We start from the raw sequence: 20602 nt of genomic DNA, 5'->3' as shown, positions 1-20602 counted from the left end.
GACGCCGGGTATTCCCCTTCAAATCCGTCCGTTTTCACCCTCTTCCCGCGCCTTGGGCCCGCCGGATAGGTTCCGGCACCCCAACCTCCTTGGCCCCCCAATGTTCGGTCGGCTCATCCCGCACGACGAGCAGTTCTTCCAGGCTTTCAACCAGTTGGCCAAACAGTTGGTGGCCGCCGCCCGCAAGCTCGCCCAGCTCTTCGACGACGCGGAGCACGCGGCGGCGCACGTGCGAGCGCTCAAGGAAATCGAGCACCAGGCCGACGACATCACGGCCGCGGTGAACCTCCGGCTCAACCGGAGCTTCATCACGCCGTTCGACCGCGAGGACATCCACATGCTGGTGTCGCGGCTGGACGATGTCGTGGACCTGATCGACGGCGCCGCCCGCCGCTACGAGATGCTCCACATCAAGGCCGTGCGCCCGCAGGCCAAGGCACTGGCGCGCGTGCTGGTGGACGCCGCCGATCACCTGCACCTGGCCGTGGAGGGGATCAAGAAGCCCGCCGAGGTCACCCGCCAGGTGGCCGAGGTGAAGCGGCTGGAGGAGGAAGCCGACGCGATCTATCAGGAAGCCGTGGGCGGCCTGTTCGCCAACGGCGGCGACGTCCTGGACGTGCTCCGGTGGAAGGAGATGTACGACACGCTCGAGCGCACCACCGACTATTGCATGGGTGTGGCGCAGGTGCTGCAGAGCATCTCCCTCAAGAACGCCTGACGTGGCCGCGTTCATCGTCGGGATCATTCTCGTCGCGCTCGTCTTCGATTTCAGCAATGGGTTTCACGATTCGGCCAATTCCATCGCCACGATCGTCGGGACCCGCGTGCTGAGCCCCCTCGCCGCCGTGGTCTGGGCCGCCACCTTCAACTTCGCGGCGCTGTTCGTGGTCAAGACGGCGGTGGCCACGGCGATCGGCTCGGGGATGGTGGAGATGAGCATCGTCACGCCGAACGTGATCCTCGGCGCGCTGCTCGGGGCCCTCGCCTGGAACATCATCACCTGGTACTTCGGCATCCCGTCCAGCTCGTCGCACGCGCTCATCGGCGGCTACGCCGGCGCCGCCATCGCCAAGGCCGGCATCACGGCGATTCTCTGGGGCACCAAGTGGAAGCAGACGCTCGCCTTCATCGTCATCTCGCCGGTCGTGGGCCTGGTGGCGGGCTACTTCCTGATGGTCGCCGTGTACTGGATCTTCCGGCGCAGCGCGCCGGCCCGCGTGGACCGGTTCTTCCGGCCGTCGCAACTCGCCAGTTCGGCTCTGCTCTCGCTGTCGCACGGCGGCAACGACGCCCAGAAGACCATGGGCATCATCGTCGCGCTGCTGGTGGCCACCCAACCGGTGTTCGCGCACCAGACCGGCCTGCTGCACCACCTCTACGTGACCGATGCCAAGACCATCCCCCTCTGGGTGGAGGTGTGCGCGTACACGTCCATCTCTCTGGGCACGCTGTTCGGCGGGTGGCGCATCGTGCACACGATGGGCTCGCGCATCACCAAACTGCGGCCCGTGGGCGGCTTCTGCGCCGAGACCGGGGGCGCGATCTCGATCCTCTTCGCCACGCGGTTCGGGATCCCGGTGAGCACCACGCACGCGATCACGGGTTCGATCGTCGGCGTGGGGGCCACCCACCGCCTTTCGGCGGTGCGGTGGGGGGTGGCGGGCCGGATCGTGTGGGCCTGGGTGCTCACCATCCCGGCCGCCGGCGGGTTGTCGGCGGTGGGCTATATCCTTCTGCGGGCGCTACTTGGGCCGTGACGCAGGCGTGACATCGCCGCTACGACACGGTCACCGCCCATGCGGAGGCGGTATACTAGAGTAGGAGGAATGTCCGTGCCGCCCACCGTGCCCACCGCGTCTACCCCATCGCTGTTCTTCAATCGCGAGCTGAGCTGGCTGGCGTTCAACCAGCGCGTGCTCCATGAGGCCGAGGACGACCGGAACCCGCTCCTCGAGCGGGTGAAGTTCCTGTCCATCTTCGCCTCGAACCTGGACGAGTTCATCATGGTCCGCGTGGCCGGCCTGCGCCGGCAGGTGGTGGCCGGGGTGCAGCACACGCCCCCGGACGGGCTCACGCCGCAGGAACAGCTCGACGCGATCAGCCGCAAGATCGGCGAGCTGCTGGCGGTGCAGCGCGAGTGCCTGCGCGAGCTCCTGGCGCGCCTGGGGGATCACGGCGTGCGGCTGGTGCCGGTGGACGAGCTGCTGGCCGGCGAGCGCGCCGCCATGGACGCGTACTTCCGGCGCGAGGTGTTCCCGGTGCTCACGCCACTGGTGGTGGACCCCGGGCATCCGTTTCCCCATATCTCCAACCTGTCCATCTCGCTGGCCGTCGAGATCCGCGATCCCGACACGGGCGCGGTGCGGTTTGCGCGGGTCAAGGTGCCCAAGAGCCTGCCGCGCTGGGTGCCCATCGAGGGGCGGGTCACGCAGTTCGTGCCGCTGGAGGAATTGGTGGGAGCGCACCTGGACGCGCTCTTCCCGGGCGTGGACGTGCTCGACTGGTATGCCTTCCGCGTCACCCGCTACTCCGATCTCGAGCTGCCCGAATTCCTCGACGAGCCCGAGGATCTGCTGGCGACGATCGAGGAGCAGGTGTTCAAGCGGCGGTTCGGCGAGGTCATCCGCCTCGAGGTGGTGGACGCGATGCCGGCCCATCTGCGCCAGCTGCTGCTCGAGGAGCTGCGCGACGAGCGCGACGTGCTGGCCGGCGCGCTCACCGACCGCGACGTGCACGAGGCCGGCGTGCTGCTCGGCCTGGGCGATCTGCTCTCGCTCGCCGCGCTCGACCTGCCGGCGCTCAAGGACGCGGCGTTCACGCCGGCCACGCCGCCCGGTCTCCGCGACACGTCGCGCTCCATGTTCGACGTGATCCGGGAACGCGACATGCTGGTGCACCATCCGTTCGATTCGTTCACGGCGAGCGTGGAGCGGTTCATCGAGGAGGCGGCGCTCGACGATCAGGTGCTGGCCATCAAGATGACGCTGTACCGCACGTCGGGCGATTCGCAGATCGTGGACGCGCTCACCGAGGCCGCGCAGCGGGGCAAGCAGGTGGCGGTGATCGTGGAGCTCAAGGCGCGGTTCGACGAGGTGAACAACATCAACTGGGCGCGGACGCTGGAAGAGGTGGGCGTCCACGTGGCCTACGGCTCGGCCACGCTCAAGACCCACGCCAAGACGGTGCTCGTGGTGCGGCGCGAGAGCGACGGCATCCGCCGCTACGTCCACATCGGCAGCGGCAACTACAACTCGCGCACGGCCCGCATCTACACCGATATTGGGCTCTTCACCTGCAACCCGCAGATCGGCGAGGAGGTCACCGACCTCTTCAACGCCCTCACCGGCTTCTCGCGCAAGCGGTCGTACCAGACGCTGCTCGTGGCCCCCACGGCCATGCGCGCGCGCTTCATCGAGCTGCTGGAGCGCGAGTCGGCGCACGCCCAGGCCGGACGCCCGGCCCGCGTGATCGCCAAGATGAACGCGATCGTGGACGAGGAGATCATGCGCGCGCTGTACGCGGCGTCCGCGGCCGGCGTGGACATCGATCTCATCGTGCGCGGCATCTGCTGCCTGCGCCCCGGCATTCCCGGGGTCAGCGACCGTATTCGCGTGACCAGCATCATCGGGCGGTTCCTGGAGCACTCCCGCGTGTGGTACTTCGCCAACGGCGGAGCGGGGCAGTACTACCTGGGCTCGGCCGACTGGATGCCGCGCAACTTCGACCGCCGCGTGGAAGCGGTGGTGCCGGTGGAGGACCGCACGCTGCATCCGCGGCTGCGGGCGCTGTTCGAGACGCTCCTCGGCGACAACCGCCAGGCGTGGGACCTGGACGCCGACGGCATCTGGCACCAGCGCACGCCCGACGGACCGGTGCGGGCCACGCACGTGATCCTGCTGCGCGATTCGTGGGGGCGGCCGGCCGCCGACGTGACCGACGAGATGCCGGCGGTGCCGCAGCACGCCGGCACCGCCCCCTGATATCGGCGCCCCGCTAGACCTCGAGCGCCGCCGAGGAGTGCACGGCGCCGTCGGGGGCCACGATCTCCACCGGACGCCTGGCCACGCGCGCCAGCAGGTCGCTCTTCCGCTGCGCGCCCCACACTTCCAGGCGCAACGCGCGCCCCGAGCGCGCCGGCACCGGCGTCACGCGTAGCGCCCGCCGCAGCCAGCGCACGCGCACGTCGCGCACCGCGCCCATGTGCCCGCGGTCCAGGCCGTCGGCCAGGCGCAGGATGGCGGCCAGCCGGCGGATGCGCTTGCGCACGTCGGGCGCCAGTCCGGCCAGGCTCTCGTCGCGCTTGCTCGGCCGCTTGCCGCGGTGGTAGCGCGCCACGTTGGCCACCATCACCTGCTCGGAGGGCGACATGCCCAGCAGCTCGGCGTGCAGGATGAGATGGTACGAGTGCTTGTGATGGCCGCGGAACCCGATGTGGTAGCCCACGTCGTGCAGCAGCGCGGCGTCGGCCAGGATCTGCCGGTCCTCGGGCAGGCACCCCAGCCGCGGCCCCACGCCGTCGAACAGGCGGAGTGCCAGCGCGCGCACGCGGTCGGAATGCACGGCGTCGAAGTGGCAGCGCGCGCCGAAGTCGCGCACCGATTTCTCGCGCGCCTGCCCGGGATCGGCCACCGTGGGCACCACGCGCGCCGCTTCGAGCAGCAGCCCCTCGCGGATGCCGTAGGCCGACACCTGCAGCGTGCGCGCCTCGATGCGCGCCATCACCTCCATGCCCACGGCGATGCCGGCCACGATGATGTCGGCGCGCCCGGTGTTGAGCCCGGGCACGCCGCGCCGCTCCGCCGGCGTGAGCCCCGCGAGCATCTCCAGGATCCGCTCCACGTCCACGTGCGGGATCGCCGTGCCGTGCACGCTGCGCGCCGTGGTCATTCCCTGCCGGGCCAGGTACATGCCGGCCAGGTTCGTGAACGTGCCGCCCGACGCGATGAGCCGCGCGCCGCGCCATTCCCGCACCGGCAGGTGCGGCCGGATGAGCTCGCGCGCGTGCCGGCGGAGCTTGGCCAGGCCCTTGTGCGCGTCCCGCCCGCCGAGGAACCGCTCGCTCAACCGCAGCGCGCCCAGCGGAAGCGACGCCAGATGCTCCACCATGCCGTCGGAGCTGAGCGCCAGCTCCAGCGAGCCGCCGCCGATGTCCATCACCACCGCGCGCCCCGCGCCCAGCTCGAAGTGGGCCAGCGCGCTGCGGAACGCCAGCCGGGCCTCCTCCTCGCCGGAGAGCACGCGCATGCGGAGACCGGTGGCGCGCTTCACTTCGGCCACGAACGCGTCGCCGTTGGACGCTTCGCGCACGGCGCTCGTGGCCACGACCTCGATCCGGCTGGCGTGCTGCTGCCGGGCCAGCATCGTCATCCGGCGCAGCGTGTCCAGCGCGCGGGCGATCGCGCCGTCGTCCAGCGCGCCGCGTTCGGTGAGCCCCGACCCCAGCCGCGGGGCCGCCTTCATCTCGTCGGCGATCTGGATGCGGCCGTCCGGCCAGACGTCGGCCAGGATCTGCCGCACGGAGTTCGACCCGACGTCGATGGCGGCGATGCGCTGCGGACGCCCGGCGACGGCGCGCGTCACGCCCGCGCGATCGCGCGCGCCTGAGCGGCCGGTCGCATGACGATCTGCGCCTCGGCCATCGCCATGCGGTAGTCCGCGATCAGGTCGTCGAAGATGCGATCCCATCCACGCTGCGCGGCAAAGGTGAGTGCGGCATCGCGCATCGCGGCCAGGCGCGTGGGCTGCGCCACCGCGGTGCGGATGCCATTGGCAAGATTCAATCCCGCGCCCGGATAATACAAGAGGCCGCGGCCGCCCGTGACGAGTTCGCGCGTGGGATCGGCGTCGGCGGCCACGATCGGCACTCCGGATGCCATCGCTTCGAGCAGCACGTTGCCGAACGTGTCGGTGGTGGACGGGAACACGAACAGGTCGAGCGAGGCGTAGAATCGGCTCAGCGCCTCGCCCTCCAGGCGGCCGAGGAACCGCGCCGACGACGGCGCGGCCCGCCGCAGCGGTTCCAGGTACGGGCCGTCGCCCGCGAACGCGAACACGAACCGGCCCGGCGTCGCGCGCTCCAGCAGGTGCATGGCGGTGAGCATCGTCTCCAGCCCCTTCTCCCGCGCCACCCGCCCCACGTTGCCCACCAGCAGACGCCCGTCCCGGACGCCGAGTTGCTCGCGCAGCGCCTGCGACCGATGCGCCGGATTGAACTGCGCGGTGTCCACGCCGCGGCTCCACACCTTCACGCGCTTGAAGCCGCGGTGGCGCAACTCTCCCGCGACCGACTCGCTGGGCGCATACGTGCGCCGCCCGCCGTTGTGGAACCAGCGCAAGAACGCCCACCCCGGGGTGGCCAGCAGCCCCAGCCGATAGAACCGCGCGTACGCGCTGAAGCTCGTGTGGTACGACGTCACGAGGGGGATCCCCAGCCGCGCAGCCGTCCGGCGGCCGGCCATGCCCACGCCGAACGGCGTCGCGGCGTGCACGAGCGTTGGCCGCCAGGCGCGGACCTCGGCGTGCACCGCGGCCGGATTCGGGAGCGCGATGCGCAATTCGGGGTAGGCCCAGAAGGGCACGCTGGGCAGTCGCCGGACGTCGGTGTCAGGCGTCGTGCCGGGTCCGTCCACCGTCCACACCCGCACCGTGCCGCCTCGCGCCACGACCGCCCGCTCCAGGCGCTCCAACGTGCGCGTCACCCCGTTGAGCTGCGGCAGGTGCGTGTCGGTGAACAGCGCCACGCGCAGTGGCGCATCCCGCGCGATCATCAGAGCCGCGCGTAATGGAATTGCCGCCGCACCTGCAGCCACCGATCCAGATGGATGACAATGCTCTCCGCGGTGGCGCGGTGCTGTAGGTCCGACGGGTGCAGCGCCACCCGGGTGACCCAACAGTGGCGTTCGGCCATCCAGCGCGCCCCGGCAATTGCCGCTGACGCGTGGGCCCGCAGTAGTGTGCGGCCGCTCCACCGGATCACGGGCGACGGGATGCGCGTGGCGCGGGCGTGCAGCCGGATCTCGCGTACGTCCTCGCTGATGCGCAGGCCGGCCCGGCGCACGGCGCGGTAGCTGGCTTCACGCGCCAGCCACGCCGGCGCGGCGAATCCGATCGGGTCGAGCCCGAGTCCCCGCAGGCGCGCCACCCCACGATTGATGCGCTCGCCGGCCTGGCGCTCGTCGAGCGTCAGGAACTCCCCCTCACGGTCCGTCCGACCCCATGCGCGCACGGCGTCCGCGAAGCCGCGCCGCAGGCCCGCTTCGTCGTGCCGTTCGCCGTGCAGGAATACTTCGGCGCCTTCGCGCGCCTTGGCGCGCAGCCACGCCGCGAACCGCGGATGCTCCTCCAGCGGCCACCGCCCGTGCCAGTTGGGCACCACGAACAGCGCCGGCGTCACGCTGCGCTCCGCGCACAGATCCCAGAGGGCGCGCACGTCGCGCTCCAGCGCCGGCGTCACGTCGTGGATCGAGACCAGAAGCTTCATGTCCTCACCAGCCCACCGTAGACGATGAACAGTCGCGCCAACACCGCCTGCCAGTCGTGCTCCCGCTCGGCATAGGCGCGCCCGCGTAACCCCAGCGCCGGAAGGTTCTGTTGCAGTAGTGCCCGCAGCGTCTCGGCCACCGAGTCCGGCGATGCGGTGGCGAACGCCGCGCCCGAGCCCGAGCGCTGCACCATCTCCGCCACGCCGCCGCGATCGGCGCACATCACCGGAACACCGCTCGCGAGCGCTTCCAGGGCGGCCAGCCCGAATGTCTCCACCGAGCTCGGCGCCACGCACAGGTCGGCCGCTGCCATCAGGTGCGCCAGCCGCGTCCGACTGGCAACGTGCGGCAGCCATCGCACGCGAAGGCCCCGGGCCCGCGCCCTCAATGCGCCTGCGCGCGGCCCATTGCCGACGATCACCAGCTCGGCGTCCATGCGGGACTCGGCCACGCGCCAGCCGTCGATCAGCGTCTCCAGTTCCTTGTCCCGTGCTAGGCGGCCCACGTACAGCACCATCGGCCGCGTCGAGAGGCCCGCCATGCGCCGCGTCCATGCCCCCCGCGCGCGGAGGGCCGGATTGAACAGCGCGAGATCCACCCCCAGAGGAACGCGCGTCGTGCGGTCGATGCCCGCCGCGGCCAGCTCGCGGGCCACGAAGTCCGAGGCCACGATCGTCGTCGCGAACTGCCGGTCCAGCGCACGCAGGTATCGCCACGCCAGCTGCTCGGCCAGGCGCCGGTGCGGCGCCGCATGCTCGGGTGACGGCGCGATCATGCGCGGCAGATGGCTGTGGTAGAACGCCACCAGCGGAACCTCGGTCCCGCGGGTCGCTTGCCGCAGCAGCCAGGGCACCAGGCCGATGCTCCCCACCTCGATCACGTCGGGCCGCTCGTGCTCCACGATGCGGCGGGTCGATCGCGTGGCCAGCATGAAGCGGTATGGCGCTTGCGTCGGCACGCGGGGTCCTCCCAGGCGATAGCACCGCATGCCGCGGGTCTCCGTGATCGCGTCGCGGCGCCCCGGCACGACCACGACATGGCGCAGTTCCGGGTGCGCCTCCACGTACTTGGCCTTCTCGAACAGGTAAGTGCGCACCCCGCCGCTGGTCTCGCCGAAGAACTCGGTGATGTCGAGCACCGATCGCCGCGCGTGCGGGCGGAGCCGCGGGGGCAGTGCCTGCGCGCCGATGTCCAGCCCGCGTTGCGGTCGCGGCACCTCGAGCAGGGCCCGCTCCACGGCCCGCTCTCCCCGCGGGTCGGCGTCGGCCGCTGACGCGGCGCGCGATACAGCGGCCGACGTCACCACGCCAGCACCGCGAGCGCCGCGGCCACGGCAATCAGCTGGCCGGCGATCACGTCGCCCGGATAGTGCACGCCCAGCAGCACCCGCGTCAGTCCGATCGCCGTCGCGCACAGCACCACCGGCACCGCCAGAGCGGGGAACAGCACCGCGTACACCACGGCAATCGACATCGCCGCCGCCGCGTGGCCTGACGGGAACGAGAACCGGTCGGGTTCGACGATCGCCGGTCGTCCGTGGGCGGAACACGACGGCCGCGGGCGCCCCACGCTGCGTTTGAACAGTTGTACGATCAGGTGCGACACCACCAGCGCCGCCAAGGGCTTCCATCCGGCGCGCGCCATGCCCCGGATACCCATGAGCGGGAGGGCCGCCACCGTCACGCTGCTCCACACGCCGCCCGCATGGGTGATCGCCACGAGCAGGTTGCGCAGCGCGCGCCGCGATGACCGGTCCAAGGCCCATCGGGCGTACAGGTCGCGATCGTGAGTGGCGAGTCGAGAGAGCAGCGCGGTTGCCATGCTGCCGGGGACACTAGAGGTGGTGTGTCACGTCCCCCCGCGAACGGCGCAACGAAGCTGTCACCGGCACGACGCGTCTGCGCGTTCCCTCAGGTCGGCCGCGCCGCGCCCTCGTCGGGCAGGAACACGCTGATCGTCGTGCCCCGTCCCACCGTGCTGTCGGCCCGCACCGCGCCGCCGTGCGCTTCGGCCAGATGCTTCACGATGGCCAGCCCCAGGCCGGTGCCCCCCTCTTCGCGCGACCGCGCCGCATCCACGCGATAGAACCGCTCGAACACGCGCGGCAGATGCTCCGGCGCGATCCCGATGCCCGTGTCGCGCACCCCCACCCACACGCCGCCGGCCTCGCGCGCCGCGAACAGCGTCACCGAGCCCGCGGGCGTGTAGCGCACCGAATTCTCGATCAGGTTGCCGAGGATCTGGCGCAACGCGGTGGCATCGGCGCGCACCGGGGTCGCGTCGTCGGGGATGTCCGTGGCCAATGCCAGCCCCTTGGTTCTCGCCGCGCGCTCCACGCCGGCGATCACGTCCGCGGCCAGTGCCCGGAGATCCAACGGCCGGGGATCGGGCTTCCAGCCGCCCGATTCATACCGCGACAGGTCGAGCAGGTCGTCCACGATGCGCTGCATGCGCTGCGCGCTCGACCGGATCATCCCCGCGAACCGCTGCCGGTCGTCGACGCCGAGGTCGGGATCGAGCAGCGTTTCGGCAAAGCCGCTCACCACGGTGAGCGGCGTCTTGAGCTCATGCGAGGCGTTGGCCACGAATTCGCGGCGCACGTTCTCCAGCCGGCGGCGGGCCGTGAGATCCAGCAGCGCCAGCACCGCGCCGCCGCCGGGCAGCGGTCGGGCCACGAGCGCCAGCACGCGGCCGCCGAGTTCCACCTCGCCGGTGTCGGGCGACTCGCCGGCCATGCCCGCGCGCAGGGCGTCCCGCAGGGGCCGGCCCGGCGGAAGCCGGTCGGCCGCGAACGGAACCGGGTCGGGCACGTCGAGCAGGCGGCGGGCGCTGCTGTTCAGCCGCACCACCTGGTTGCGCGCGTCCACCACCATGATGCCTTCATCCAGCGCCTCGATCGTCGCGCGCATCAGGCCTTCCTCGGCCTGCAGCGCCGCTAGCCGTCCGGCCAGCTGTTCCGCCATCCGGTGGAGCGCCGCCGCCAGATCGCCCACCTCGCCCGGCGCGTTGAGGCTGGGCCGGCGGGTCAGGTCGCCGTCGGCCAGCGCGCGCGCCACGTTGCGCAGCTCCACCACCGGCCCCGACACGCTGCGCGCGAACAGCGCCGCGATCAGCAGCGCGCCGAGTAGCGCGAACAGACCGGCGGCGATCACGTCGCGCTGCGCTCCCCACACGATGTCGTTCAGCGTGTCGAGGCTGATCGAGACCCGCACGAATCCCAGCGGGTGCCGCACGGCCACGTAGAGCTCCTCGTCCCCGGCGCTGGTGCTCTGCCGGTACGAGCTGCCCACGCCCTCGGCGCGCGCCTGCACCACCTCGGGCCGCGTGCGGTGATTCTCCAGCCCCGACAGCTCCGCCGCCGTGAACTTGGAGTCGCCGCGCACGCGCCCGTCGTCGCCGATCAGCGTCACGCGGCGGTCGAGCGCCGCGCCGGCGGCGTCCGCCAGCGAGTCGGCGTTCGCGCCGGCGCGCCAGCTGATCGACACCAACCGCGCCGACCGCGTGAGGTCCTGCACCGTCTCGTCGCGCAACCGGTCGCGCAGCCGCCCGCCCGCCAGCGTCACGATCGCCGCCACGAGCAGGACGATGACGACCGCCGATCCGAGCAGGAGCCGCCGCGTGAGGCTCACGAGCCGCGCCAGGCCGGTCCGCGCAGCCGGTAGCCGAACCCGCGCACGGTCTCGATGAGATCGCCCGCCTCGCCCAGCTTGGCGCGCAGGCGCTGCACGTGCATGTCCACCGTGCGCGTCTGGATGTCGGGGGCCGCCTCCCACACGGTCTCCAGCAGGTGCGCGCGCGCCTGCACGCGCCCCCGGCGCTCGTACAGCAGCAGCAGCAGCCGGTATTCCGTGGGCGTCAGCTCCACTTCCTGGCCGCTCACCCGCACCCGGTGCGCCGCGCGGTCGATCTCGATCGGGCCGTGCGTCACCACGTCCGTGGGGCCCACGCCGTTGGCCGTGACGCGGCGCAGGATGGCGCCCACCCGCAGCACCAGCTCCTGCGGGCTGAACGGCTTCGTGAGGTAGTCGTCGGCGCCCACCGACAGCCCCTCGATCCGATCCTGTTCCTCGCGCCGCGCCGTGAGCAGCAACACCGCCGTGTCCCGCGTGCTCTCGCCGGCCCGCAGCTCGCGCAGCACGTCCAGCCCCGACATGCCCGGGAGCATGAGGTCGAGCACGATCAGCATCGGGCGCTCCTGCCGCGCCGCCGCCAGCGCGTCGGGGCCGTTGGCCGCCGTGCTCACCCGGTAGCCCGCCTTGGCCAGGTGGAAGGCCACGAGCGCCACGATGTCGGCCTCATCGTCCACCACCAGCACCCGGGCGCCCGCCGTGGGCGCGATCGGCGCGGCCGTCACCGGGCGGCGCCCTCGAGTTGCAGCCGGATGCGGGCCACGATCATGCCGATCGCCACCGCATTGTGCCCGCCCCGCGGCACGATCACGTCCGCATAGCGCTTGCTCGGCTCCACGAATTGCAGATGCATGGGCTGCACGGTTTTCACGTACTGGTCCAGAATCTCCTCCAACGGCCGACCGCGCCGCGCGATGTCCCGGCGAATGCGCCGGATGAGTCGGATGTCCGCGTCCGCGTCCACGAACACCTTCACGTCGCAGAGGTCGCGCACCTTCTCCTCCACGAACAGCAGGATGCCGTCGATCACCACCACCTCGGCCGGCGGAACCGTCACCTTCTGCGGGCTCCGCAGGTGCTGCACGAAATCGTACACCGGCTTCTCGATCGACGCGCCCGCCGCCAACTCGCTCAGCTGCGACTCGAGCAGCGCCCAGTCGATGGACTCCGGATGGTCCCAGTTGATCTTCCGGCGCTGCGCGATCGGCAGCTCCACGTAGTTCTTGTAGTAGGCGTCCATGTCGATGAACGCCACCGACGTGCCCGCCAGCGCCTCGGCCACCCGTCGCGCCACGGTGGACTTGCCGGAGCCGGTCCCGCCGGCGATCCCGATGATCAGCGGCTTCACGCCGTGGCCCGATGATGGGTCCGATGTGACTCGAATCTCGCCGAGTCGAAGCCGGAACGTAGCGAATGAGGTGTCACGATCCTGTATCGTTGGGGGAGGGAGTGACGCGCCTTTGAAAGCTGGCCAGCCCGCGATCCGCGCGTCAACCGCGGGCTCCCGGCTCGCCCGTGCGGCGGCTAGCTTTTTCCCATGAAGAGAACGCGCGTCCTCGTGGCGGTGGGGGCCCTCCTGGGCGCCGCGTGGCCGCTCGCCGCCCAGAGGCCCGCCACGGTCGACCTGGTGGTGGCTGCCACCACCGACGTGCACGGCTATCTGCGGGGCTGGGACTACTATACCAACCGCCCCGACAGCGCGCGCGGCCTGTCGCGCGCCGCCACCATCGTCGACTCGCTGCGTACTGCGAATCCGGGCCGCGTGGTGCTCCTCGATGCCGGCGATCTCCTCCAGGGCAGCCCCCTCGCGTACGTCGCGGCCCGCATGCACCCCGAGCAGCCCAGCCCCGTGATCGCCGCCATGAACGTCATGCGCTACGACGCCGCGGCCGTGGGCAACCACGAGTTCAATTACGGCGTGCCGGAACTCCGCCGCGCCATCGCCCAGGCCGCGTTTCCGTTCCTGGCCGCCAACGCGGTGCGCACCACCACGGGCGCCCACGCCTTCGAGGCGTGGACCATCGTCGAGCGCCGCGGCGTGAAGATCGGGATCGTGGGTGCCACCGCCCCGGGCTCCGACCTCTGGGACCGCGACCACCTGGCCGCCGCCCACCTCACGGTCCGCGACGCCGTGCCCGCCATCGGAGACGCGGTCCGCGCGGTGCGCGCCCACGGCGCCGACGTCGTCCTCGTCACCCTCCATGCCGGCCTCGACGAACCCTCGAGCTACGACACCGCCGGCACCGGCGTGGCCAGCGAGAACGTTGCCGCGCGCGTGGCGCACGAGGTGCCGGGCATCGACCTCATCGTCTATGGGCATTCCCACAAGGAGATGGCCGACACGGTGATCGGCGGCGCGCTCCTCATGCAACCCAGGAACTGGGCGGCCAGCGTGGCCGTGGCGCATCTGGAACTCCAACGCGCCGCGGGCCGCTGGACGGTGGCACGCAAGTCCAGTCGCATCATCCGCGCCGCCGGCCACGCCGAGGACCCACTCGTGCTCGCGGCCACGGCCGACATGCATCGCCTCACCGTCGCCTACGTCACCGCGCCCATCGGCTCCACGCCGGTGGCCTGGCGCGCCGACTCCGCGCGCGTGGTCGACACGCCGCTTCTGGACTTCATCCTCGACGTGGAGCGCCGCGCGGCGGGCACCGATCTCGCGTCCACGGCCGCGTTCTCGCTCGATGCGTCGCTCGCCGCCGGCAACATCACGGTGGCCGAACTCGCCGCCCTGTACCCGTACGACAACACCCTGCGCGCCGTGCGCATCACCGGCGCGCAGTTGCGCGAGTATCTCGAACAGAGCGCGCGGTACTATCGCACGCTCGGCACCGGCGGGTCGCTGGTCGATCAGTCGGTGCCGGGCTACAACTTCGACGTCGTCTCGGGTGTGGACTACGTGATCGATCTCTCCATGCCGGCCGGCCGCCGCATCACGTCGCTCACCCGCAACGGCCGGCCCGTGACTCCCACCGACACGTTCACCATGGCGCTCAACAACTATCGACAGACGGGCGGCGGCGGCTACGCCATGCTCGACGGTGCTCCCGTGGTGTACGACCGGCAGCAGGACATCCGCCAGCTGCTCATCGACGAGGTGCGCCGCCGCCACGTGCTGCGCCCGCAGGATTATGCCGCGCGCAACTGGCGGCTCGAGCCCGCGGCGGCCGTCGGCGAGGCATACCGCGCCATGCACCGCCCGCCGGCCCAGGGCTCCCGATGAGCGATCCCATGCGAGTGTTCGTCAACGCCGCCCCGGTCTCGGTGCCGCGCGGCGCCACGGCCCTCGACGCCGTCCGCGCCTGGAACGCCGCCGAGGCCGATGCCGTCGTGGCCGGGACCCGCATCATCACCGACAGTCGCGGGCTGCCCATCGACGGCCAGACCGCGCTCCAGGCGGGCGCCATCTTCCGCCTGCTTCCCAATCGCGGCGCCGAGTCCGGCGACGCTGAACCTTTCGACTGAACCCGAATGCCCCCCACGATCAACCGGGAACTGCTCCGCCGGCTTCCCAAGGCCGAATTGCACTGCCACCTCGACGGCTCGGTGCGTCCCGCCACGCTCCTCGACCTGGCTCGCGAGTACGACCAGCCCATGCCGCGCCCCGACGCCGAGTCGCTCCGCGACTACATGCTCGTGGCCGACGCCCACAATCTCGAAGACTACCTGCAGCGGTTCTCGGTGACGCTCTCGGTGATGCAGACCGCCGAGGCGCTGGAACGCATCGCCTACGAGCTGGCCGTGGATGCCGCCGCCGACGGCGTGCGGTACATCGAGGTGCGCTATGCGCCCATTCTCAACGTGCGCCACGGCCTCGCCCTCGGCGACGCGGTGGAGGCCCCGCTGCGCGGCCTCGCGCGCGCCGAGCGTGAGCTCGGCATCGTCGGCCGCGTGATCATCTGCGCCATTCGCAGCATGGCCCCCGACGTCTCGCTCGAACTCGCCGAGCTCGCCGTGGCCTATCGCGCGCAGGGCGTGGTGGGGTTCGATCTCGCGGGCGGCGAAGCCGGCCATTCCGCCGCGCTGCACGAGCGCGCGTTCCGCTATGCGCACGCCCACGACCTCGCCTGCACCTGCCATGCCGGCGAGGGCGACGGACCGGAATCGGTGCGCCAGGCGCTCCACACCTGCTGCGTCGATCGTATCGGACACGGCACCCGCATCATCGAAGACCCGGCGCTCCTCGATTACGTGAACGATCGTCGCATCCCGCTCGAGATCTGCCTCACCAGCAACGTCCAGACGCGCGCCGCGGCGTCGTACGACACGCATCCGCTGCGCGCGTACTACGATCGCGGGGTGAACGTCGTGCTGAACACCGACAATCGCCTGATGAGCGGCACCACGCTCACCGACGAGTACGAGCACGCGGCCCAGCGGCTGCACTTCTCGTTCGACGAACTCGCGCGCGTGTCGCTCAACGGGTTCGAGAGCGCGTTCCTTCCTTTCGAGCAGCGGCGCGCCCTGATCGCCGACGCCGAGCGTGAGATGGGCCGCCTGCGCCGGAGCGGGGTCTGATCCCGCCGTTCGGCGCCGAGGCGGCGCGCCAGGCTGCCGCCGCGGTGAGCGCCCGCGTCGGCGCGTTCCATCCCGTCGCGGCCATCATCCTCGGCTCGGGTCTCGGCGGGCTCGCCGAGCGCATCCACCATCCGGTGGTCATTCCGTATCGCGACATCCCCGGGTTTCCCCCGTCCACCGTGGCCGGCCACGCCGGGGAACTCCTCGCCGGCACGCTCGCCGGCCGTCCCGTGCTCGCCCTCGCCGGCCGGTTCCACATGTACGAGGGACACGACGCCCGCCTGGCCGCGTTCCCCGCACGCGTCCTGCGCGCCCTCGGCGCTCCCGTGCTCATCGTCTCCAACGCGGCCGGCGGCATCCGGCGCAGTTTCGCGCCCGGCACGCTCATGCTCATCCGCGACCACGTGAATCTGATGTTCCGCAATCCACTCATCGGCGGCGTGGAGCCGGGCGACGAGCGCTTTCCCGACATGTCCGATCCGTACGACCCGGTGCTCCGCGGACTGGCGCGCAGCGTGGCCGACGCCGCGAGGATCGCGCTCGAGGAGGGCGTGTACGCGGGCCTGCTCGGCCCGAGCTACGAGACCCCGGCCGAAGTGCGCATGCTCGCCACGCTCGGCATCGACGCCGTGGGCATGTCCACCGTGCCCGAGGTGATCGTGGCCCGCGCCCTCGGCATGCGCGTGCTGGGCGTGAGCTGCATTACCAATCTCGCGTCGGGGCTGTCCGATGCGCCGATCACGCATGCCGAGGTGATCGACACCACCGCCCGCGCCGCGGCCACGTTCGAATCCCTCATCACCGGCGTCGTCGCCGCCCTCTGACCGCGGGGCGCAATCGTTTCGCCGGCTCGGTCGTCCTAGGCATGGCGGCGCCGGTTGGTGAGCGGCGGCCGCCGGACCCTCTCTCCGCAACCGCCTTGCGACTCCTGACGTTAGCGCGTGATCTCCGTCGTCGAAAAGCCCGCGAACGGCAGCAACTGTTCGTGTGCGAAGGCGTGCGCGCCGTGGAGGAGTTGCTCCGGTCGCCCATCACGCCCAGCGGCGTGATCGTCGCCCCGCAGCTGCTCGAGGCCCCGCGCGGCGCCGCCCTGCGCGACGCCATTCTCCAGGCCGGCGTGCCGGTGGAGGAGGTGGCCGCGCGCGACTTTCACACCGCCGCCGAAACCGATTCGCCGCAGGGCGTGCTCGCCATCGCGCCCGTGCCGGCCCACTCGCTCGACCACATCGCCGCCGCCGACGGCCTTCGCGTCGTCGTGCTCGACGCCGTGCAGGACCCCGGGAACGTGGGCACCATCCTCCGCACGGCCGCCGCGCTGGGCGCCCACGCCACCGTCGCCCTCCCGGGCACGGTGGATCTGTGGAATGCCAAGGTCGTGCGCGGCGCGATGGGCGCGCTCTTCCACCACCGCTGTCTGAACGCCACGTGGGACGAGCTCGACGCGTTCCACCGCCGCGTGGGGCTGTCGTGGTGGGTGGCCGACGCCGGCGGCACGCCCCTCGGCCGGACGCCGCCGCCGGCGCGCCTCGGCCTCGTGGTCGGCAACGAAGGCGCGGGGGTGTCGGCGCAGGCCCGCGAGCGCGCCGATCACATCGTGGCCCTCCCCATCGCGTCGGCCGTGGAATCGCTCAACGTCGCCGTGGCCACCGGCATCCTCCTGTACGAGCTTCGCCCGTGAGCCCCGACCTGTACTTCGAGATCGTCGCGTTCGTGTTCGGCGCCGTCATCGGATCGTTCCTGAACGTCTGCATCGGACGCTGGCCCGCCGAGCTGTCGGTGGTGCGTCCCCGCTCGCGGTGCCCCAACTGCGGACACCAGTTGGCCTGGTTCGAGAACATTCCCCTGCTCAGCTGGCTGGTGCTCCGCGCGCGCTGCCGCTGCTGCGACGAGCCGATCTCCGCCCAGTACCCGCTGGTCGAGCTCGCCGTGGCCGTGATCTGGACGCTCACCGTGGTCAACTTCGGTCCCTCGCTCACGGCGTTTCGCGTGGCCACCACCGTCACCGTGCTCCTCGGCGTCGCGATCACCGACGGCAAGCACTATCTGATCCCCGACGGGTTCACGCTGTTCGGGCTGGGGTTCACCCTCGCGCTGGCCACGTACGCGTGGTTCGGCGGCGACAACGGACCGTTCGCCGGGCTCGGCGACGCGGTGATCGGCGCCTGCGCGGGCGCCGGCCTGATCGCCATCGTCGGCTGGCTGGGTGAGGTGGCGCTCAAGAAAGAAGCGATGGGCCTCGGCGACATGACCCTGATGGCGTTCGTCGGCGCGGCGGTGGGGCCCACGCGCGCCATCTTCACCGTGTTCGTGGGCGCGGCGATCGGCGCCGCCGTATTCCTGGGCGTCGTCTATCCCGTGGCGTGGATGCGCCGCGGCCGCCGGTCCGCCCAGGCCGAGTTGTCCCTGGGTGAGCCCGGGTTCGAACCGCCGCTCGTCCCATTCGGCGTGTTCCTTGCGCCTGCGGCCGTCGTGACATTGCTTTGGGGTAATGCGCTGTTCGCGTGGATCACGGGCGGCTGACCGCCCACCGCTTCGCTCCAACGGATGATCGACGAACCGCCGCGCGCCTCGAGCGGCGCGCTGGGACGCTTCACGCGCGACCTCACGGCGGACGCCCGCGCCGGGCGCCTCGAGCCGGTGCGCGGCCGCCAGGACGAGATCGCCCGCGTCATCGACATCCTCCTGCGACACGGCAAGAACAATCCCGCGCTCGTCGGCGCCGCCGGCGTGGGCAAGACGGCCATCGTCGAAGGACTCGCCCAGCACATCGCGGCGGGCACCGTCCCGCTCGCCCTCCGCAACGTGCGCGTGCTGTCGCTCGACCACGTGGCGCTCCTCGCCGGCTCCACCTACCGCGGCCAGTATGAGGAGCGCATCCGCGTCCTCGTCAACGAGACACAGGCCGCCCCCGACGTGATCCTGTTCATCGATGAGTTGCACAACCTCATCGGGCAGGGCACCGCCATGGGCACGGCCATGGACGCCGCCAACATGCTCAAGCCGGCGCTGGCGCGCGGCGACTTCCGCGTCATCGGCGCCACCACCGACGAGGAGTACGGCCACTGGGTGCTGGGTGACGCCGCGCTCGAACGGCGCTTCCAGAAAGTGGCCGTGCGCGAGCTGAGCGTGGAACACACCCTCGACGTGCTGCGCGCCCGCAAGGAGCGCCTCGAGCGCCACCACGGCGTGCTCATCGGCGACGACGCCCTCGAGGCGGCGGTGCGGCTCACCGATCGGCACGTTGCCGACCGCCGCCGGCCCGACAAGGCCATCGATGCGCTCGACGAAGCGTGCGCGCACCTGCAGGCGCTGGCGGTGTACACCCCGCGGACCGAGGCGCTGCTCCAGGCGCGGCGCGTCAGGCGCGATCCGCCGCGTCCGCGCGCCGCGGCCGCGGAGCCGCTGGAAAGCGAAGATCCCATCGAATCGATCGCCAAGACGTCGTTCGATGTCCTGGAGCGGTTCGGGGCCGGGCTCGAGGCGGCCTTCGCCGCCGGAGCGCCGAGCGTCGAGGCGAGACCCGCCGCGCCGCCGCCCAGGCCCGCGCCGCCGTCCGCCGACGCGTCGCCGGCCGCCGGCCCCGCGCTCGATGCCGAGCTGGCCCGGCGCTTGATGGACGAAGGCGTTGTCGTTCGCGGCCACGACGTGGCACGCGTGGTCGCACTCATGTCGGGAGGTCCTGTCACGTGGGAGTGAACAATCGTTGGATCGCCGGCGCGCTGCTCGCGGCCGCCGTCACGCTGGCCGGCTGCGGCCGCCGCAACGGCAAGACGGGGCAGGGGCCCTACGCCGACATGGTCGCCGCCGCCGTGCCCAAGATCGAGAAGGCCGTGGGCGTGCCCTTCAAGACGCCGCCCAAGCTCGAGGTGCGCACCCGCGAACAGGTGCGCGATTTCCTGATCAAGAAGTTCGACGAGGGAACGCCGGCCGCCGAGGTCGCCGGGCAGGAGGCGGCCTACAAGGCGTTCGGGCTCATTCCCGATACCCTCAACCTCCGCAAGTTCCTCGTCGATCTGCTCACCGAGCAGATCATCGGCTACTACGATCCCAGCGCCAAGGTGCTGTACGTGGTCAAGGGCGCGCCCGACGACCTCGTGAGCGTCACCGTGACGCACGAACTCGTGCACGCCCTGCAGGATCAATACGTGAACCTCGATTCGCTCCAGCACCTCACCGGCGACAACGACCGCGAGATGGCCATCCAGGCCGTGATCGAGGGCGAGGCCACGTACGAGCAGATGTCGATCATGACCGGCGGCCAGAACATCGCCACCCTCATGCCCGGCGGCTGGGACCGCGTCCGCGAGATGATCCGCGAGAGCCAGAGCTCGCAGCCCGTGTTCGCCTCGGCGCCGGAGGTCATCCAGGAAGAACTCCTCTTCCCGTACCTGAGCGGCGCCGAATTCATGCGGCGCTTCAAGGCCCACGAACCCGGCAAGCTCCCGCTCACCGATCTTCCCGTGTCCACCACCCAGATCCTGCACGAGCCGGCGTTCTTCGGCACGCCGCGCGACGTGCCGGCCCAGGTCACGCTCCCCGCTACGGTGGGCCGGACCATCTACGAGAATGATCTCGGCGAGTTCGACACCCGCCTGTTCCTCTATCGCCACACGCACGACCAGACCCTGGCCGTCAGCGCCGCCGAGGGATGGGACGGCGAACGCTTCCGCATCCTCGCCGAGCCCTCCGGCACCGCCGTGGTCTGGGTCACCGTGTGGCATACGCCGGTCGAGGCCGCCAGGTTCGTGGACGCCCTCGGCCAGGCCACCGAGAAGCGCTACCGCACCCCCAACCCCACGCTCGCCGCCAGCGGGCGCCGCACCTACCGGGGAAGCAAGCGCACCGCGGAGATCACGCCCACCCTGATCGACGGACGCAGCGTGGTCCTGTACGTGGACGTTCCCGCCGGCAGCTCCACGGCGCTCATCAACCTCTCGGCCGTCCGCCTCAAGTAGCGCCGCGCCCGCGGCG

General features: G+C 71.4%; 19 protein-coding genes. 11 read left to right on the top strand and 8 right to left on the bottom strand.

Annotated elements, in window-relative coordinates:
• Positions 1–100 precede the first annotated feature (100 nt).
• The 3 genes from VNE60_04645 to ppk1 all read left to right on the top strand — a co-directional run bounded on the left by VNE60_04645 (position 101) and on the right by ppk1 (position 3980).
• The gene (locus VNE60_04645; GenBank protein ID HVB30798.1) at positions 101–718 is read left to right on the top strand and encodes a DUF47 family protein; all 618 of its coding nucleotides are present in this window, start codon (positions 101–103) and stop codon (positions 716–718) included.
• Position 719: 1 nt separating this feature from the next.
• Positions 720–1757, top strand: a complete 1038-nt coding sequence (locus VNE60_04640; GenBank protein ID HVB30797.1) for an inorganic phosphate transporter — start codon at positions 720–722, stop codon at positions 1755–1757.
• 75 nt (positions 1758–1832) lie between these two features.
• Entirely contained in the window at positions 1833–3980 is a 2148-nt protein-coding gene (gene ppk1, locus VNE60_04635) for a polyphosphate kinase 1 (GenBank protein HVB30796.1), read from the top strand.
• 13 nt (positions 3981–3993) lie between these two features.
• On the opposite strand, the gene VNE60_04630 is transcribed toward ppk1, so the two are convergent.
• The 8 genes from VNE60_04630 to udk all read right to left on the bottom strand — a co-directional run bounded on the left by VNE60_04630 (position 3994) and on the right by udk (position 12458).
• Positions 3994–5580: a Ppx/GppA phosphatase family protein gene (locus VNE60_04630; GenBank protein ID HVB30795.1), complete on the bottom strand. Its 1587-nt coding sequence runs from the start codon at positions 5578–5580 to the stop codon at positions 3994–3996.
• Entirely contained in the window at positions 5577–6767 is a 1191-nt protein-coding gene (locus VNE60_04625) for a glycosyltransferase family 1 protein (protein ID HVB30794.1), read from the bottom strand. The genes VNE60_04630 and VNE60_04625 overlap by 4 nt, the downstream gene beginning before the upstream one ends.
• The gene (locus tag VNE60_04620) at positions 6767–7480 is read right to left on the bottom strand and encodes a DUF2334 domain-containing protein (protein ID HVB30793.1); all 714 of its coding nucleotides are present in this window, start codon (positions 7478–7480) and stop codon (positions 6767–6769) included. The genes VNE60_04625 and VNE60_04620 overlap by 1 nt, the downstream gene beginning before the upstream one ends.
• A complete protein-coding gene (locus tag VNE60_04615; GenBank protein HVB30792.1) occupies positions 7477–8784 on the bottom strand; it encodes a glycosyltransferase in 1308 nt (435 codons plus the stop codon). Before VNE60_04615 ends, VNE60_04620 begins: the two co-directional genes overlap by 4 nt.
• Positions 8781–9302 carry a phosphatase PAP2 family protein gene (locus VNE60_04610; GenBank protein ID HVB30791.1) on the bottom strand — a complete coding sequence of 174 codons (522 nt, stop codon included), beginning with the start codon at positions 9300–9302 and terminating at the stop codon, positions 8781–8783. Before VNE60_04610 ends, VNE60_04615 begins: the two co-directional genes overlap by 4 nt.
• Positions 9303–9391: 89 nt before the next feature.
• Positions 9392–11110, bottom strand: a complete 1719-nt coding sequence (locus tag VNE60_04605; protein ID HVB30790.1) for an ATP-binding protein — start codon at positions 11108–11110, stop codon at positions 9392–9394.
• Positions 11107–11835 (bottom strand): response regulator transcription factor, encoded by a 729-nt coding sequence (locus tag VNE60_04600; protein HVB30789.1) that lies wholly within the window; start codon positions 11833–11835, stop codon positions 11107–11109. Before VNE60_04600 ends, VNE60_04605 begins: the two co-directional genes overlap by 4 nt.
• A complete protein-coding gene (udk, locus tag VNE60_04595; GenBank protein HVB30788.1) occupies positions 11832–12458 on the bottom strand; it encodes a uridine kinase in 627 nt (208 codons plus the stop codon). The genes VNE60_04600 and udk overlap by 4 nt, the downstream gene beginning before the upstream one ends.
• A gap of 189 nt (positions 12459–12647) precedes the next feature.
• Between udk and VNE60_04590 the strand changes: the two genes are divergently transcribed.
• From VNE60_04590 to VNE60_04555, 8 genes are all read left to right on the top strand, one after another.
• The gene (locus VNE60_04590; protein HVB30787.1) at positions 12648–14336 is read left to right on the top strand and encodes a 5'-nucleotidase C-terminal domain-containing protein; all 1689 of its coding nucleotides are present in this window, start codon (positions 12648–12650) and stop codon (positions 14334–14336) included.
• Positions 14333–14578, top strand: a complete 246-nt coding sequence (locus tag VNE60_04585) for a hypothetical protein (protein ID HVB30786.1) — start codon at positions 14333–14335, stop codon at positions 14576–14578. Before VNE60_04590 ends, VNE60_04585 begins: the two co-directional genes overlap by 4 nt.
• A gap of 6 nt (positions 14579–14584) precedes the next feature.
• A complete protein-coding gene (gene add / locus VNE60_04580; GenBank protein ID HVB30785.1) occupies positions 14585–15631 on the top strand; it encodes an adenosine deaminase in 1047 nt (348 codons plus the stop codon).
• On the top strand, positions 15628–16455 hold the full coding sequence (locus VNE60_04575) for a purine-nucleoside phosphorylase (protein HVB30784.1): 828 nt from the start codon (positions 15628–15630) through the stop codon (positions 16453–16455). The genes add and VNE60_04575 overlap by 4 nt, the downstream gene beginning before the upstream one ends.
• 95 nt (positions 16456–16550) lie before the next feature.
• Positions 16551–17309: an RNA methyltransferase gene (locus tag VNE60_04570; protein HVB30783.1), complete on the top strand. Its 759-nt coding sequence runs from the start codon at positions 16551–16553 to the stop codon at positions 17307–17309.
• Positions 17306–18151, top strand: a complete 846-nt coding sequence (locus VNE60_04565) for a prepilin peptidase (GenBank protein ID HVB30782.1) — start codon at positions 17306–17308, stop codon at positions 18149–18151. The genes VNE60_04570 and VNE60_04565 overlap by 4 nt, the downstream gene beginning before the upstream one ends.
• Positions 18152–18175: 24 nt before the next feature.
• Positions 18176–19327 (top strand): AAA family ATPase, encoded by a 1152-nt coding sequence (locus VNE60_04560; GenBank protein ID HVB30781.1) that lies wholly within the window; start codon positions 18176–18178, stop codon positions 19325–19327.
• Positions 19324–20586, top strand: coding sequence for a hypothetical protein (locus VNE60_04555; protein HVB30780.1), 1263 nt, complete (start codon positions 19324–19326; stop codon positions 20584–20586). Before VNE60_04560 ends, VNE60_04555 begins: the two co-directional genes overlap by 4 nt.
• Positions 20587–20602: the final 16 nt, after the last annotated feature.

The organism is Gemmatimonadaceae bacterium (assembly GCA_035533755.1).
In the GTDB taxonomy this organism is placed as follows: domain Bacteria; phylum Gemmatimonadota; class Gemmatimonadetes; order Gemmatimonadales; family Gemmatimonadaceae; genus JAGWRI01.
The sequence above is the reverse complement of the archived record's forward strand: the minus strand, read 5'-3'. Positions and strand labels throughout refer to the sequence as shown.